The following is a 15,807-nucleotide window of genomic DNA, read 5'->3' as shown; positions in this document are numbered from 1 at the left end:
GAGAGGTTCGAGACCCTATGACCACCCGAACTGACGACGCCGCCCCGGCCCGCTCGGTCTCGCTGGGCGGGCCGCTGATCCGGTTCCGCGTCGCCGCGTACGCCACCGGTGTCGCTCTGCTCGGGCTGGTCGTCGAGATGCTGCTGCAGTACGTCTTCCGCGTGGAACTTCCCCAGTTCGTGAAGATGATCCCCATGGTCCACGGCGGGCTTTACCTGATCTATCTGCTGCTCGCGGTCGACCTCGCGATCAAGGCCCGCTGGTCGATGAAGGGCACCCTCCTCGTGCTGATCGCCGGCTGCATCCCGTTCTTCTCGTTCGTGATGGAGCGCAAGGTCACGCACAAGGTCGACGCGGGTCTGAAGCTCTAAGCCCGGCGCCGGAAGGTCAGCGCCACCAGGAACGACACCGCCGTCACCACGGCCGCGGCGGTGAAGGCGGCGGTCATCCCGCCGACCGTGGTCTCCGCCGGGCTTCCGGACGGCGTCCGCGTCACGGCGCCGAACACGGTGATCAGGATCGCGAGCCCCAGCGTCGCCCCGACCTGCTGCAACGTCTGCAAAGCGCCACCGGCCGCACCCGCGTCCTCGGTCGGCACCGTCGCCATGATGATCACGCTGAGCGGGGAGAACGCCAGTCCCGCGCCGACGCCCATCAGCAGCATCGGCCCGAGCAGATGCGAGAAGTAGCCGCTGTCCGTGGCGAGCGTGGTCAGCCAGACGACGCCGGAGGTCATCAACGCCGTGCCGGTCAGCGCGAGCGGTTTCGGCCCGAACCGGGGGAGCAGTTTCGGGATCAGCCTGCTGAGCAGGAACATGCAGACCGCCATCGGCAGGAACGCGAAGCCGGTCTCCAGCGCGGCGAAGCCCGCGATGTCCTGCAGGAACTGGGTCAGGAAGAAGAACATCGACATCATCGCCATCGGCCCGAGGAAGAAGTTGACGTAGGCCGCGGCGCGGTCGCGGTCGGCGAACAGGCGCAAGGGGATCAGCGGCTGGCTCACCCGCGTCTCGATGGTGACGAACGCGGCGAGCAAGGCCAATCCGGCGGCGAGAGCGCCGAGGGTGATCGTGTCGCCCCAGCCGTGTGACGCGGCGTGGGTGAAGGCGAACACGAGCGAGCCGACGCCGAGGGTGCCGGTGAGCGCGCCGGGCAGGTCCAGCCGGGCGCGCCGCCGGGGAGGATCGGCGACATACCGCGAGGTGAGCAAGACGATCGCGAGGCCGAACGGGACGTTGATGTACAGCGCCGCGCGCCACGAAATCCATTCGGTCAACAGTCCGCCGAGCAGCAGGCCGATCGCGAAACCGCTGCTGGACATCGCCGAGAACAACGCCAGCGCGCGCACCCGTTCCTTGGCTTCGGTGAACGTGCTGGTGATCAGCGCCAGGGTGCTCGGACCGGCGAGCGCCGCGCCGACACCTTGCGCGATCCGGGCGGCGATCAGTATTTCCGCCGAGCCGGCGAGGCCGCCGAGCAGGGAGGCGGCGGTGAACACGCCCGCGCCGACGACGAACATCCGGCGGCGGCCGAACAGATCGCCCGCCCGGCCGCCGAGGAGCAGCAGACCGCCGAAGACGAGGCTGTACGCGGTCATCACCCAGGACAGGCCGGTGTCGGTGAAGCCGAGGTCGGACTGGACGCGGGGGAGCGCGACGTTCATCACCGTCGCGTCGAGGATGAGCATGAGCTGGCAGGTCAGCACGATCGGGAGGACCAGCCGGTGCGGACGCGGCGGGGCCGGTGCCGTCTCCGGCCTAGGCTCGGTACGCAGGGTTCGCTCGGTCAAGGAATACTCCAAAGACGTAACGAGATGAAGCGGAGAGACTCTCCACTTGAGGTCGTGAGCGATGATATGGAGACTGTCTCCGCTTACGCAAGTGGATTCGGAGAATGTCTCCGTTTTCGTCGCCCGAGGAGGTGCAGATGGTCACGGCCGATCCGGCCCGGCCCATGCGCGCGGACGCGCGGCGCAACTACGAGCGCATCGTGGCCGTGGCCAAGAAGGCGTTCACCGACGACGGCGTGGACGTGCCCGCCGACGACATCGCCAAACGCGCCGGGGTCGGCGCGGGCACGTTGTACCGGCACTTCCCGACCCGCGAAAAGCTGATCGAGGCCGTCTATCGCGACGAGATCGACGGGATGGCGCAGCACGCGTTCGACCTGCTCGACCAGCTGCCGCCGGGCGAGGCGCTCGAAGCGTGGCTGGCCACGCACGTCGCCTACGTGGTCGAGAAGCACGGTCTCGCGATGACCTTGAAGGCGTCCGTCGATGCCGGGTCCGAGGTCTTCGCGTGGTGCCAGTCGCGGCTGCGGTCGGCGTCCGACGCGATCGTGAAGGCGGCTCAGGACGCGGGCGTCCTCCGGGAGGACGTCACCGGCATCGACATCCTGCGGCTGGGCCACGGGGTGGGTTCGGCCGCGAGCAAGGCGTCGCCGGAGGACGCGAAACGGCTGCTCTTGGTCGTGCTGGACGGCCTCCGGACGCCGATCAGGAGCCGATCCCGGTGAGGGACCGCACCTCCATCTCGGCGTGCTTGACCGGATCGGCCTTCGAGCGCCCGGCGAACGTGCCGACGAAGCCGCACAGGAACGAGAACGGGATCGACACCAGGCCCGGGTTCTTCAGCGGGAACCAGTGGAAGTCGACGCTCTTGACGATCGAATCCGCGGCCCCGGACATGACCGGCGAGAAGAACACGAGCACCAGGCTCGCGATCAGCCCGCCGTAGATGCCCCACAGGGTGCCGGTGGTGTTGAACCGCTTCCAGAACAGCGAGTACAGCAGCGTCGAGAGGTTCGCCGACGCCGCGACCGCGAACGCCAGCGCCACCAGGAAGGCGATGTTCTGCCCGTTCGCCAGGATGCCGCCCACGATCGCGAGTGCCCCGACGGCGACCGCGGTCAGCCGGGCGACCCGGACCTCCGCGACCGGTTCCGCCTTGCCGTGTTTGAAGATGTTGGCGTAGACGTCGTGGGCGAAGGAGGCCGACGCGGTGATCGTCAGCCCGGCGACGACGGCGAGGATGGTCGCGAAGGCCACCGCCGAGACGACGCCGAGCAACACGGTGCCGCCGATGTTCAGTGCCAGCAGCGGTGCGGCGGAGTTCTCCCCGCCCGGCGCGTTCTTGATCGCCTCCGGGCCGACCAGCGCGGCCGCGCCGAAGCCGATGACCAGTGTGCAGAGGTAGAAGACGGTCATGCACGCGGTCGCCCACACCACCGAGCGCCGCGCCTCGCGTGAGTTCGGCACCGTGTAGAAGCGCATCAGCACGTGCGGCAGCGCGGCGGCGCCGAGGACCAGCGCCAGTGCCAGCGAGACGAAGTCGAGTTTCGTGACCTCGCTCTTGCCGTAGGAGCCGCCGGGTTGCAGCAGCTCGTCGCCGAGCGGGCTCTTGTCGGCGGCGGCCGAGAGCAGGTTCGAGAAGCTGAAGCCGAACTTGCCGAACAGGAACACGGTGATCAGCGCACCGGTCAGCAACAGGATGGTGGCCTTGATGATCTGCACCCATGTGGTGCCCTTCATCCCGCCGACCAGCACGTACAGCACCATGACGATGCCGACGACGCCGATCACCAGTGCCTGGCCGATCCCGCCGTGGATGTCGAGCAGCAACGCCACCAGCCCACCGGCGCCCGCCATCTGCGCGAGCATGTAGAAGAAGGAGATCACCAGCGTCGACGTCGCGGCCGCGGCGCGGACCGGGCGCTGCTTCATCCGGAAGCTCAGCACGTCGCCCATGGTGAAGCGGCCGGTGTTGCGGAGCAGCTCCGCGATCAGGAGCAGATCGACCAGCCAGGCGACGAGGAACCCGATCGAGTACAGGAAGCCGTCGTAGCCGTGGATCGCGATCGCACCGGCGATGCCGAGGAACGAGGCCGCCGAGAGGAAGTCACCCGAGAGCGCGATGCCGTTCTGCCGCCCGGTGAAGGCGCTACCCGCCGCGTAGTAGTCCGAAGTGGAGGAATTGCGCGTGCTGGCGCGGTACACCACGTACAGGGTGATCGCGACGAACAGCGCGAAGACCACGATGTTCAGGACCGGGTCGTTGTCGGGGATGCTCATCGCTCACCCGCCTCGACCGACGCCCGCAGCCGCTCGACCTTGGGGTCGAGCCGCTTGTTGGCGAACCTCAGGTAGGCGATCGTGATCAGCACCGTGCTGGCGAACTGGCCGAGCCCGAGCAGGATGCCGACGTTGACCTCGCCGAACACCTTCCGGCTCATGAACTCGTGCGCGTAGGCCGCCAGCAGCACGTACGTCATGTACCAGGTGAAGAACAGCAGGCTCATCGGGAACACGAACCGCCGGAAGGACTTGCGCAGCGCGACGAACTCCTTGCCGTGCTGGATCCGGTCGAAGTCCGGGCCGGTGCTGCGGGGCGGCGCGGGCGCGGGCCGTCGCCCGCGGACGAACAGCGCGGGCATCTGCCCGGTGTCCTCGAGCGCGTTGCTCGCCGCGAAGGGACGCGCGACGTCGGGCATGGGGGTCCTCCGGGGCTTGCTGGCATCCGGGCGCGGTACGGAGCGCACATACTAACTACGCCTTCGGGTGTGCTGAAAAGGCGACCCCGCTTCCGTGAACGCAAGCGCGGGTATTCCTTTTCCGGTCGCAATTGGGTTCCGGGAATTCGTTTCGGACGAAATGATCGCGCCTTTATCACTCGTAATAGTGAGACCTTTTGTCACGCGCGGTCGTCGCCCGAACGGAGCACTGCGGCAAATGGTTGAGGCTGACCACGCTGCGTCCCTCAATCTGGTGACAGATCGTAGCCTTGGTTCCGGGTCGCCCCCGGCTTCGATACTCTGCCCGCCATCACGAGGCGGGGAAGATCCCCTGGCTCACGCGATATCCCGAAAGAAATCACCTACGTCGGGGAGATCGAGCCGACCGGAACGGCAAGGCCACAACATCGGGCACACATTTGCGCTTGACCCACCCGTTGGGGGTACGGACAGTAGTTCGACCGGGCGAGGCGGCTACCGAGCGTAGGCTGATCGGGTGACCCGGACACCCGCTGCGCCAGCGCAACCTGTGACCGGAATTCCCTCGTTTGTGACGCGGAGCCGGTTTTCGCGCCTTGTACATCGTTCGGAGATGCACTTTTCGCAGGTCAGCCCTCGTGTGCTGAACGGAATTGACGGTACCCGGATTGGTGTACGATTCTTTGGCCCGGCTGACCAGCAGTGATCGATTGGCACAGAAAAGTTGATCTCGACGACCATGCACTTCGCAGGTTGCGACCTGCACGTGCAGGTGCAAGCCCTTCCGGAGCGGACCGGTGGCCCTGGGGACACCCGGATCGCCGGACAGGGTCTCCCCGGTCGCGGTCGATCACGGGGCCAGGCCGGGGCCGAGTTCTCCGCGGGTAGCTTCCTCGCGGGAACGGACGCCTCAAACCGTGCCAGGACGCCGGACAGGGAGTCACCTACGTGACCGTTGCAGGAGAAGGCCAAGTGCCTGTCGGGGAGCTGCTGGGACGCACTCCCCGGCCATCGCGGTGGGCCACCGGCTGGCGCGCGCTCGTGCGCTGGCGGGACTGGAGCCTGCCGGTGAAGCTGTCGGCCGTGACATTGGTGCCGATCCTCATCGCGCTCGCGCTGGGCATCGCCACCATCGCGAGCCAGGTCGGCCGTTCCGACGGTTATCAGCGGCTCGACCGCCTCGTCGCGCTGAGCGGGCAGATCCGCACGCTCGCCGACGGGCTCGGGCGCGAACGCACCCAGTCCGCCGCCGGGCTCACCGCCGGCACGGTCGGCGGCACCCTCGAACTCGCCTCCGCCCGCGGCGACGTCGACACGGCCATTCCGTTGTACCGCGCCGCCGCGACCAGGGCCGTGGAGACCGAGCCGTCGCTCGCCCGGGCGAAGGACGCCGCGGCCGAGCAGCTGGACAAGCTGGCCGACATCCGGCAGCGCGCCTCCGCCGGTCAGCTCGACCCGGTCCAGGCCATCGGCGAGTACACCGACGTCACCACCGCGCTGCTCGCCGTCGACACCGCGCTCGCCGCGGGCGCCAGTGAAGACGCCCTCGGCGGCACCCCCGCCGCGTTGCACGACCTCGCCGTGATGAAGGAACAGCTGTCGCTGAGCCAGGCGCTGGTCTCCTTCGGCATCGCCCGCTCCGGCCTCGCGCCGAGCGAGCTCAACCAGGTCCGCACCGCCGAGCTGCGGCTGGCCGACCGGTTCACCGACTTCCGCGCCGCCGCTTCGGAACAGCAGCGCCAGGAGTTCGCCGCCGTCGTCAGCGACGACGCGATGGAGACGCGCGACAGGCTCGCGAAGACCGCGCTCGGCGACCAGGGCACCCCCGCCGGACAAGCGTTCCGCAAGCTGTCCGCGCAGGCCTGGACCGACGCGTCGAACTCGATGCTCACCAAGGTCGGCGAGGTCGCGAACAAGTTCGGCGCGCGGGCGAACGCGGTGTCGGCCGAACTGGTCGACGACGCCAGCAGCGGCGCGGGTCTGCTCGCGGTCCTGCTGTTCGGCGCGATGGTGCTCGCCGTCGCCGTCGTCTTCCTCATCACCCGCCAGCTGCTGCGCTCGCTGAAGGTGCTGCGCGCCAGCGCGCTCGACGTCGCCGAGAAGCAGCTGCCCGACGCGGTCCGCAACATCCAGGAGGGCCGCTCGCAGGGCACCGACGTCCAGCCGGTCCCCGTCGGCAGCGACGACGAGATCGGCGAGGTCGCCAGGGCCTTCGACAAGGTGCACCACCAGGCCCTGCGGCTGGCCACCGAACAAGCCTCGATGCGGGCCGGCTACAGCAACGTCTTCGTCAACCTCTCCCGCCGCAGCCAGAGTCTCGTGCAGCGGCAACTGCAGCTGATCGAACGGCTGGAGCGCGACGAGGAGGACGCCGACCAGCTCGCCACGCTGTTCCAGCTGGACCACCTCGCCACCCGCATGCGCCGCAACAACGAGAACCTGATGGTCCTCTCCGGCGCCGAGCCCGGCAGGCGGTCCGGGCAGCCGGTCTCCGCCAGCGACGTGGTGCGCGCGGCGGTGTCCGAGATCGAGCAGTACCAACGGGTCACCGTGCAGAACCCGCCACCGGTCCGGCTGGTCGGGTACGCGGCCAACGATCTGATGCGCCTGATCGCCGAACTGCTGGACAACGCCACCGCCTTCTCCGCCCCGGAGACCCAGGTGACCGTCGCGACCCGGCTCCTCGAAGACGGCTCGTTCGGCATCGACATCCTCGACAAGGGCATCGGGATGAACGAGGCCGAGGTCGCCGAGGCCAACGCCCGGCTCACCGAGGCCCCCAACGTCGACCTCACCACCTCGCGCCGGATGGGCCTGTTCGTGGTCGGACGGCTCGCCAGCAGGCACCGCATCGGTGTCTCGCTGCACGGTGGCAAGGACATCGTCGGCGTGCGCGCCACCGTCTCGGTCCCGGCGGATCTGGTGATGGTGCCCGCCGGGGATCCCGGTCCCGCCACCGGCCCGATCACCCAGCGCCTCGCGCCGCTGCAGCCGGGCGGCCTGCCCCGCCGCCAGCGTCCCGCCAACGGCTCGCGGCCGGCGATGCCGAGCGTGCCGTCGCAGGGCGGCGACAGGTGGCCGTCGGCGAGCGATCTGGCCGGGCACACCAAATCCGGGCTGAACGGGCACACCCAGGAACCGCGGCCGCCGTCGGACGTCGAGATCTCGGGAACGGCGCTGTTCAGCCCGATCCCCAAGGACGAGACGACCCCTCCGCCCGCCCAGCCGCCGTCGGCGCCGGAGTCCCGCCTGCCGGAGCCGGAGCCCGCCGCCGAACCCGAGCCGGTCGCGAAGGAAGCGGAAAAGCCCGCCGAGCCGCAGAAGGCCGCGCCTGAAGGCGAGCTGCCCAGCGGCAAGGAACTGTTCGAGGCCAAGAACGGCACCACGCTGAGCGAGTGGTGGAGCCAGGCGGCGCCGCCCGCCGCTCCGGTGGTCCCGCCGCCCACCGCGTCGGAGACGACGCCGATCTTCGACGAGATGCTTTCGGCGTGGTTCCGTTCGCCCGCCCCCGCTCCGGAGAAGTCCGCGGCCGAACCCGCCGACAAGAAGGAGAAGCAGGAGAAGAAGGAGCCTGCCGAGAAGAAGGTCGCCGAGCCGGCCGCCGAGGCGGGTTCCGCCGCCGAGCAGGAAGCCCGCAACTGGGACTTCGCCAGCGACAAGGCCTTCCGTACGGTCCAGGAGGTCTCCCAGACCGCCCCGTCGACGTTCACCCAGGCCGGGTTGCCGCGACGCCGCAAGGGCGAGCAGCTCCTGCCGGGCAGCGCGATGTCGTCGGTCCCGGCCGCCGAACCCACCGCCAAGTCGGAGCTGCCGGTCCGCGACCCCGCGAACGTGCGCGGCAGGCTGAGCAGCTTCCAGCAGGGCGTCAAACGGGGCCGCAAGGAGGCCGCGGGCAAGGCCGCGCCCGCCACCACGCAGCTTCCCGCCCCCGAGACGGCCGTGACCCCGGAACCCGCCAAGGCTCCTGAGGCATCCGAGACCGCCAAGGCGGCGGAGACGGCCGCCCGGCCGGCCACGCCGCCCGCCACGCTGCCCACCCGGCGTCCGGAGAAGAACACGCAGGCAGCGACGCCGGAAGCGGAGCCCGCCACCGCCGTCGAACGGACCGACGCGTGGAACTTCGGCTCCGACGAGGGCTGGAAGGCCGCCCAAGCGGTGTCCCAGTCAGTGCCCTCGAAGATGACTTCGGCAGGATTACCCAGGCGCCGTCGCGGGGAGCAACTGCTTCCGGGCAGCGCGGGACCCCCCGCCGGGGCGGTCACCCCCCGACCACAGCGAGACGCGCACGACGTGCGAGGCCGCCTGAGCAGTTTCCAGCAGGGCATCCAGCGCGGACGGCACCGCACGGCCCAGGCGACCGAAGCCAACCACGAAACCCTGGAGGGTGAATGACCTCGCCGAACCCGGCCCAGCCCCAGCAGAACCAGTTCGGGTGGCTGGTGAATGACTTCGCCGAGCGGGTGCCCGGAGTGGCGCACGCCGTGGTCGTGTCGGCGGACGGCCTCCTGCTCACCGCGTCCAGCAGGCTCCCGCTCGACCGGGCGGACCAGCTGGCCGCGGTCGCGTCCGGGCTGGTGAGCCTGACCCAGGGTGCCGCACGGTGTTTCGAGGCAGGCGCGGTCAACGAGACCGTCGTCGAGATGGAACTCGGCATCATGGTGCTGATGTCGATCAGCGACGGCTCCTGCCTGGCCATCCTCGCCGCCCCGAACTGCGACATCGGACAGGTCGCCTACGAGATGACGATGCTCGTCGACCGCGTCGGTCAGATCCTCACTCCGGAACTTCGCGCGCAATTGCAGGGCGCCGGTGGGTCGCTGATCGGCGAACCGGTGGGATGATGTCTCGATGAGCACCGGGTCCGGATCCTTCGGTGAACAGCCGGGGACGGGGGATAGCCAGCCTCCGCGCGCGGGGGTTGCCAATGCTGCCGGTTCACGGGACGACGGCACGTTCGCCGACGTCCTGAACGGCTTCACCCTGGATTCGGGCCGTGGTCGTCGGAAGCGCAAGAAGAGCAAGCAGTCCGAGGATTTCCCGGCCGGCGGAGCACACGCCGCCGGGGAATCGGCAGTCCCGCAGCCGACCGATCAAGGAGACCGCGTGACCTCACTTGCTTCTCCACCCGACAGCGGCGCAGGTGCCGTCGGGCCGAGACCAGGTGGCCTTTTCGACCCGGGCCCGCCCAGTGGCGAGTTCATCATGCCCGCCGTCTTCGAGCAGGGGCCGTCACCGCTCGAAGAGACGGCGATCGTCCGTCCCTATGCCCTCACCGGCGGCCGGACCAAGGCGAACTACGCTCTTGAGCTGGAGACGCTCATCTCCACCAAGGACCACGTCGCCGCGGGTAGCCTCCCCGCGGGGGCCACGGAGCAGATCGAGTGCGTTTCGATCATCGAGGAGTGCCGGACCCCGCGCTCGGTCGCCGAGATCGCGGCGACCCTGCGGGTACCGCTGGGTGTGGCACGCGTGCTGATCAGCGACGCGGCGGACGCGGGACTGGTCAGCGTGCACAAGACGATTTCGGGCAATGACGGCGCCGAGGCACATCTGGTGTTGATGGAAAGGGTTTTGAGTGGACTCCGTCGGCTTTAAGGCACCGCGGGAAACCGCGCCCCCGACCATGACATCCGCGAAGATCGTCGTGGCGGGTGGCTTCGGTGCGGGTAAGACGACCTTCGTCGGTTCGGTGTCGGAGATCGTCCCGCTCACCACCGAGGCGATGATGACGGACGCCAGTCGGGGGATCGACAACCTCGACCAGACGCCCAACAAATCGACCACCACGGTCGCGATGGACTTCGGCCGCGTGTCCCTCGACGCGGACCTGATCCTCTACCTGTTCGGCACGCCTGGGCAGCAGCGGTTCTGGTTCATGTGGGACGACCTCGTCCGCGGCGCGATCGGCGCCGTGGTGCTGGCCGACACGCGGCGGCTGGCCGACTCGTTCGCCCCGATCGACTTCTTCGAAGACCGGGGCCTGCCCTACATCGTCGGGGTCAACACCTTCGACGGCATCCTCGAACACGACATCAACGACGTGCGTGAAGCGCTGTCGATCGACCCCAACATCCCGATCGTCCGCTGTGACGCCCGGGAACGGGAGTCGACGAAGCAGACGTTGATCACGCTGGTCGAATACGCCATGCGGCAGTGGATCGCCTTGCGGGCGAGCAACGCGAGGTGAACCTGACGGCGGCAGCGTAGGGGCTGCCGCCCGGGGGACACCTCACCTCACTTTTCGTAGGTCTGCAAGACCGCGCGCCCGTCCATCGTCCGGGTGCCGGTCAGCCGCAGGTCCGTGCGCGCTCCGCCGGCGAGCACCTGCTTGCCGCCGCCGAGTACCACCGGGTGCACGACGACGTGGAACTCGTCGATCAGGCCGAGGTCGGCGAGCGTGGCGGCCAGTTCGGCCCCGCCCATCAGCAGCAGATCCTTGCCGGGCCTGCCCTTGAGTTCGGTCACGCGTTCGGCGAGGTCGCCCGCCACGACTTCGGTGTTCCAGTCCGCGCTCTCCAGTGTCCTGGAGAAGACGATCTTCGGCGTCTTCCGCCAGATCGGGGCGAACCGCAGGTCGTGCGGGTGGTCGGAGATCGATTCGGCCTGCGGCCAGTACGACGACATCATGTCCCAGACCCGTCGCCCGTAGGCGAAGGTGTCGGCGCGGTCGACCAGTTCCTGGGAGTGGGCGGACAGCTCCGGGCCCATCGCGGCCCAGTCGAACTCGCCGCCCGGGCCTTCGACGCGGCCGTCGAGCGAGGTGTGAACGGCGTAGACGAGCTTGCGCATGGCCGTAACCCTTTCGGTGTGGCGCCCGCCTTCCGGGCGCCGGACACCGAGGGGTCGGAGCGGAGCCGGGGTTCTCGACATGCCCTCTCCGCATTGAGAGGACTGAATGCGGAGACTCAGTACTCGTCGTGGCGTTTCCACCAGTGACCCGGCCCGTCGGTCCCGCGGCCGGATTCCTCCCACGCCTCCTGCCGCCCGAGCGGCGTCAGGTCCAGGTACCGCAGCGTCGACACCAGCTGGTCCCCGCCGCGTGCGGTGGTGAAGTAGGTCCGGAACACGTCGTCGCCCTCCCGCAGGAACACGCTGACACCGAAACCGCCGTCGATCCCGCAGTCCGGATTGAAGTCGTTGCCGTCGGTGGAGACCCACGGAACGGTCCAGCCCATCCGCTCCTTGTACCGCTCGATCTCGGGCAGTGTCGCCGGCGCGACCACGTACAGCGTGGTGTCGCGGGCGTGCAGATGCGCGAGGTGGCCGATGTTGTCCACGACCAGCGAGCAACCGGGGCAGCCCGCCTTCTGGCCCGGGTTGAGCATGAAGTGGTAGACGATCAGCTGACGGCGTCCTTCGAACAGGTCCAGCAGGGTGACCCGCCCCCGAGGTCCCTCGAATTCGTACTTGCCGTCGAAGCGGACCATCGGCAGCCGTCGCCGTTCGGCGGCGACCGCGTCCGCGGCCCGGGTGAGTTCCTTTTCCTTGATCAGCAATGCGTCCCGCGCGCTTTGCCATTCTTCCTGCGAGACGATCTCCGGCAGTGCCGTGGTCATCGGTTCCCCAATCTCAGTTTTCTTCGTGGTCCTTCTGAAGTGCCGCGAGGTGCTGTTCCATGCGGTCGAAGCCGCCTTCCCAGAAGCGCCGGTACCGCTCGACCCAGTCGGCGACATCGCCGAGCGGCGCGGCCTCCAAGCGACAGGGCCGCCACTGCGCCGTCTTGCTCCGGCTGATCAGTCCCGCCCGCTCGAGGACCTTCAGATGCTTGGAGATGGCCTGGAGGCTGACCGGAAAGGGCTCCGCCAGCTCGTTGACGCTGGCTTCGCCGGTGGCGAGCCGGGCGAGGATGGCGCGCCGGGTGGGGTCCGCCAGTGCGGCGAACGTGGCGCTGAGCTGATCAGTGGTCATCGCTGCTCAATCAATCGGTTGTTTAACCTTTCGGTTGAATATACTGGCGTGTGTCGATCTGTCAAGGACGAGTGAGAGCGCCGTCACGCGCGGAGATGGGTTTGAAATAGTAGGAAGTCCAAGTATTTTGGAGTCATGACCAGCGACCTGCACCGGCCCGTGAACCCCGTTCGCTTCGTGACGGCGTCGAGCCTCTTCGACGGGCATGACGCGTCCATCAACATCATGCGGCGCATCTTGCAGTCGCAGGGGGCGGAGGTCGTTCACCTCGGGCACAACCGGTCGGTCGACGAGGTCGCCACCGCGGCCATCGCCGAGGACGTCCAGGGCGTGGCCATCAGCGCCTATCAGGGCGGGCACGTCGAATACTTCAGTTATCTGGTCGAGCTGCTGAACGAACGCGGCGCCGGGCACATCAAGGTGTTCGGCGGCGGGGGCGGCGTCATCGTCCGCGAGGAGATCGACCTGCTGCACTCGCGCGGCGTCGCGCGGATCTTCTCGCCGGAGGACGGCTACGAGCTGGGCCTCCCGGGCATGATCAACCTGATGATCAAGGCCTGCGACACGGACCTGTCCGCGCACTCGCCGGGCTCGCTGGACAAACTGCTTTCGGGTGACATCCCCGCGTTGTCCCGGGTCATCACCCAGCTTCAGCGCGAGACGTTGTCCCGGGAGTGGCTCGACAAAATCACCGAAGCCGCCAAGGCGCGCCAGGTGCCGGTCTTGGGGATCACCGGAACCGGTGGTTCCGGCAAGTCGTCGCTCACCGACGAGCTGATCCGCCGCTTCCGGCTGGACCAGGAGGACAAGCTCCGCATCGCCGTGCTGGCCGTCGACCCGTCGCGTCGCAAGGGCGGGGGAGCGCTGCTCGGCGACCGGATCCGGATGAACTGCCTCGACGGCAGCCCGGTCTACTTCCGTTCGCTCGCCACCCGGACCACCAGCGGGGAGATCCCGACCGGGCTTTCGGAGTCGATCCTCGCCTGCAAGGCCGCGGGGTTCGACCTGGTGATCGTCGAAACGCCGGGTATCGGCCAGGGTGACGCCGGCATCGTCGACTACGTGGACCAGTCGCTGTACGTCATGACGCCGGAGTTCGGCGCGGCGTCGCAGCTGGAGAAGATCGACATGCTCGACTTCGCCGACGCGGTGGCGATCAACAAGTTCGAGCGCCGCGGCGCCGAGGACGCCCGCCGTGATGTCGCGCGCCAGCTCGTCCGCAACCGTGAGGCGTTCAGCTCCTCGCCCGAGGACATGCCGGTCTACGGCACCAGTGCCGCCAAGTTCAACGACGACGGTGTCACCGCGCTGTACCAGCACTTGCGCGACACGCTCGCCGAACGTGGCCTGACCGTCTCGCCCGGCGTGCTGCCGAAGGTCGAGGGCAAGGTCTCCACCGACGCGAGCACGATCATCCCGGCCAACCGGTCGCGTTATCTCGCGGAGATCGCCGAAACCCTCCGTGGCTACCACGCCAAGACCGAGCAGCAGGTCGCCGCACTGCGCAAGTACGAGCACCTCGTCGCCGCCAAGGAGGCGCTGTCCACCGTCGACGCGAGCACCGACGCGCTCGACGGCCTGCTCGCCGCGGCCGAGTCCGATGTGGACGGTGAGTCGACGAACCTGCTCGCGCGCTTCCGTGAACTCGCCGAGTCCTACCGCGCCGACGAGCTGGTCGTGAAGATCCGCGACAAGGAACTGCACACCCAGCTCTGGCGCGACACGCTGTCCGGCAACCGGATCCCGCGCGTGGCGCTCCCGCGCTACACCGAGTCCGGTGAGCTGCTGTCGTTCCTGCGCCGCGAACACCTGCCCGGGTACTTCCCCTACACCGCAGGTGTCTTCCCGTTCAAACGCGAGGGTGAGGACCCGGCGCGGATGTTCGCCGGTGAGGGCGATCCCTTCCGCACCAACAAACGCTTCAAGCTGCTGTCGGCCGATTCCGAGGCGAAGCGCCTTTCGACCGCGTTCGACTCGGTGACGCTGTACGGGCACGACCCGCACACCCGCCCCGACATCTACGGCAAGGTCGGCACCTCCGGCGTCTCCATCGCGACGCTCGAAGACATGAAGGTGCTCTACGACGGCTTCGACCTGACGTCGCCGAGCACCTCGGTGTCGATGACGATCAACGGCCCGGCGCCGACGATCCTCGCCTTCTTCCTCAACACCGCGATCGACCAGCGCGTCGCGGCGTTCAAGGCCGAACACGGCCGCGAGCCGTCCGAAGCCGAGAGCGCCGAGCTGCGTGAATGGGCGCTGCGCAACGTCCGCGGCACCGTGCAGGCGGACATCCTCAAGGAGGACCAGGGGCAGAACACCTGCATCTTCTCCACCGAGTTCAGCCTGCGCATGATGGCCGACATCCAGGAATGGTTCATCGAGCACGGCGTCCGGAACTTCTACTCGGTGTCGATCTCCGGCTATCACATCGCCGAGGCCGGGGCGAACCCGATCTCGCAGCTGGCGTTCACCCTGTCGAACGGTTTCACCTACGTCGAGAGCTACCTCGCGCGCGGGATGGACATCGACGACTTCGCGCCGAACCTGTCGTTCTTCTTCTCCAACGGCATGGACGCCGAGTACTCGGTGCTGGGCCGGGTCGCGCGGCGGATCTGGGCGGTCGCGATGCGGGAGCGCTACGGCGCCAACGAGCGTTCGCAGAAGCTCAAATACCACGTGCAGACCTCCGGCCGGTCGCTGCACGCGCAGGAGATGAGCTTCAACGACATCCGCACCACGCTGCAGGCGCTGTGCGCGCTGTATGACAACGCGAACTCCTTGCACACCAACGCCTTCGACGAGGCGATCACGACGCCGTCGGAGAGCTCGGTGCGGCGCGCGATGGCCATCCAGATGATCATCAACAAGGAATGGGGCCTGTCGAAGAACGAGAACCCGTTGCAGGGCTCGTTCATCATCGACGAGCTGACCGATCTGGTCGAAGAGGCCGTCCTGCTGGAGTTCGACCGGATCTCCGAACGCGGCGGCGTGCTGGGCGCGATGGAGACCGGCTACCAGCGCGGCAAGATCCAGGACGAGTCGATCCTCTACGAGCGCCAAAAGCACGACGGCACGCTGCCGATCATCGGCGTCAACACCTTCCGCAACCCGAACGCCGGCGAGGACGACGTCGAGGTCGAACTCGCGCGGGCGACCGAGGAGGAGAAGCGGTCGCAGCTGGAGCGGCTCGAAGACTTCCAGCGCCGCCACCACGACGAGGCGCAGGTCGCGCTCAAGACCTTGCGCGAGGCGGCGACCCGGGGCGGAAACCTGTTCGGCGTGCTGATGGACGCGGCCCGGGTGTGCTCGCTCGGCCAGATCACCGAGGCGTTCTTCGAGGTGGGCGGGCAGTACCGCCGCAACGTCTAGGGCCGCGGGAATATCGCGGCGCGTGTCCGGGTAGTTGCT

At 68.4% G+C, this 15,807-nt stretch carries 13 protein-coding genes; 7 read left to right on the top strand and 6 right to left on the bottom strand.

The genetic code is table 11. The annotated features are described in order from the left end of the window. Positions 1-17 precede the first annotated feature (17 nt). Positions 18-371, top strand: a complete 354-nt coding sequence (locus tag AVL48_RS17375; RefSeq protein ID WP_061990258.1) for a DUF3817 domain-containing protein — start codon at positions 18-20, stop codon at positions 369-371. On the opposite strand, the gene AVL48_RS17370 is transcribed toward AVL48_RS17375, so the two are convergent. Continuing rightward, the gene (locus AVL48_RS17370; RefSeq protein ID WP_061990263.1) at positions 368-1,789 is read right to left on the bottom strand and encodes an MFS transporter; all 1,422 of its coding nucleotides are present in this window, start codon (positions 1,787-1,789) and stop codon (positions 368-370) included. The two genes, AVL48_RS17375 and AVL48_RS17370, sit on opposite strands and share 4 nt — an antisense overlap. A gap of 137 nt (positions 1,790-1,926) precedes the next feature. Between AVL48_RS17370 and AVL48_RS17365 the strand changes: the two genes are divergently transcribed. Beyond that, entirely contained in the window at positions 1,927-2,514 is a 588-nt protein-coding gene (locus tag AVL48_RS17365; protein WP_061990262.1) for a TetR/AcrR family transcriptional regulator, read from the top strand. Here the strand turns inward: AVL48_RS17365 and AVL48_RS17360 are convergent. Together AVL48_RS17360 and AVL48_RS17355 are read right to left on the bottom strand one after the other, a co-directional pair. After that, positions 2,495-4,069, bottom strand: a complete 1,575-nt coding sequence (locus AVL48_RS17360; RefSeq protein WP_061990256.1) for a solute symporter family protein — start codon at positions 4,067-4,069, stop codon at positions 2,495-2,497. The genes AVL48_RS17365 and AVL48_RS17360 overlap by 20 nt on opposite strands. Then, a complete protein-coding gene (locus tag AVL48_RS17355) occupies positions 4,066-4,488 on the bottom strand; it encodes a DUF485 domain-containing protein (protein ID WP_061990254.1) in 423 nt (140 codons plus the stop codon). The genes AVL48_RS17360 and AVL48_RS17355 overlap by 4 nt, the downstream gene beginning before the upstream one ends. 972 nt (positions 4,489-5,460) lie before the next feature. Between AVL48_RS17355 and AVL48_RS17350 the strand changes: the two genes are divergently transcribed. The 4 genes from AVL48_RS17350 to AVL48_RS17335 are packed head-to-tail and all read left to right on the top strand — an operon-like array spanning position 5,461 to position 10,675. After that, on the top strand, positions 5,461-8,880 hold the full coding sequence (locus AVL48_RS17350) for a sensor histidine kinase (protein ID WP_061990252.1): 3,420 nt from the start codon (positions 5,461-5,463) through the stop codon (positions 8,878-8,880). After that, positions 8,877-9,329: a roadblock/LC7 domain-containing protein gene (locus AVL48_RS17345; RefSeq protein WP_005166055.1), complete on the top strand. Its 453-nt coding sequence runs from the start codon at positions 8,877-8,879 to the stop codon at positions 9,327-9,329. The genes AVL48_RS17350 and AVL48_RS17345 overlap by 4 nt, the downstream gene beginning before the upstream one ends. Positions 9,330-9,336: 7 nt before the next feature. Beyond that, on the top strand, positions 9,337-10,083 hold the full coding sequence (locus AVL48_RS40090) for a DUF742 domain-containing protein (protein ID WP_244162298.1): 747 nt from the start codon (positions 9,337-9,339) through the stop codon (positions 10,081-10,083). 28 nt (positions 10,084-10,111) lie between these two features. Further along, a complete protein-coding gene (locus AVL48_RS17335) occupies positions 10,112-10,675 on the top strand; it encodes a GTP-binding protein (protein ID WP_007033694.1) in 564 nt (187 codons plus the stop codon). A 47-nt stretch (positions 10,676-10,722) separates the two neighbouring features. On the opposite strand, the gene AVL48_RS17330 is transcribed toward AVL48_RS17335, so the two are convergent. The 3 genes from AVL48_RS17330 to AVL48_RS17320 all read right to left on the bottom strand — a co-directional run bounded on the left by AVL48_RS17330 (position 10,723) and on the right by AVL48_RS17320 (position 12,396). Continuing rightward, positions 10,723-11,277 carry a dihydrofolate reductase family protein gene (locus AVL48_RS17330; protein ID WP_061990248.1) on the bottom strand — a complete coding sequence of 185 codons (555 nt, stop codon included), beginning with the start codon at positions 11,275-11,277 and terminating at the stop codon, positions 10,723-10,725. 116 nt (positions 11,278-11,393) lie between these two features. After that, positions 11,394-12,044, bottom strand: coding sequence for a DUF899 domain-containing protein (locus tag AVL48_RS17325; RefSeq protein WP_061990246.1), 651 nt, complete (start codon positions 12,042-12,044; stop codon positions 11,394-11,396). Between the two features lie 13 nt (positions 12,045-12,057). After that, a complete protein-coding gene (locus AVL48_RS17320; RefSeq protein ID WP_061990244.1) occupies positions 12,058-12,396 on the bottom strand; it encodes an ArsR/SmtB family transcription factor in 339 nt (112 codons plus the stop codon). A gap of 135 nt (positions 12,397-12,531) precedes the next feature. Here AVL48_RS17320 and icmF point away from each other — a divergent pair, with 135 nt between their 5' ends. After that, on the top strand, positions 12,532-15,768 hold the full coding sequence (gene icmF / locus AVL48_RS17315) for a fused isobutyryl-CoA mutase/GTPase IcmF (protein ID WP_061990242.1): 3,237 nt from the start codon (positions 12,532-12,534) through the stop codon (positions 15,766-15,768). The last annotated feature ends 39 nt before the right edge of the window (positions 15,769-15,807 follow it).

Origin of the sequence: Amycolatopsis regifaucium (assembly GCF_001613935.1) — a bacterium.
In the GTDB taxonomy this organism is placed as follows: domain Bacteria; phylum Actinomycetota; class Actinomycetes; order Mycobacteriales; family Pseudonocardiaceae; genus Amycolatopsis; species Amycolatopsis regifaucium.
This window is presented reverse-complemented; position numbering and strand designations above follow the sequence as displayed.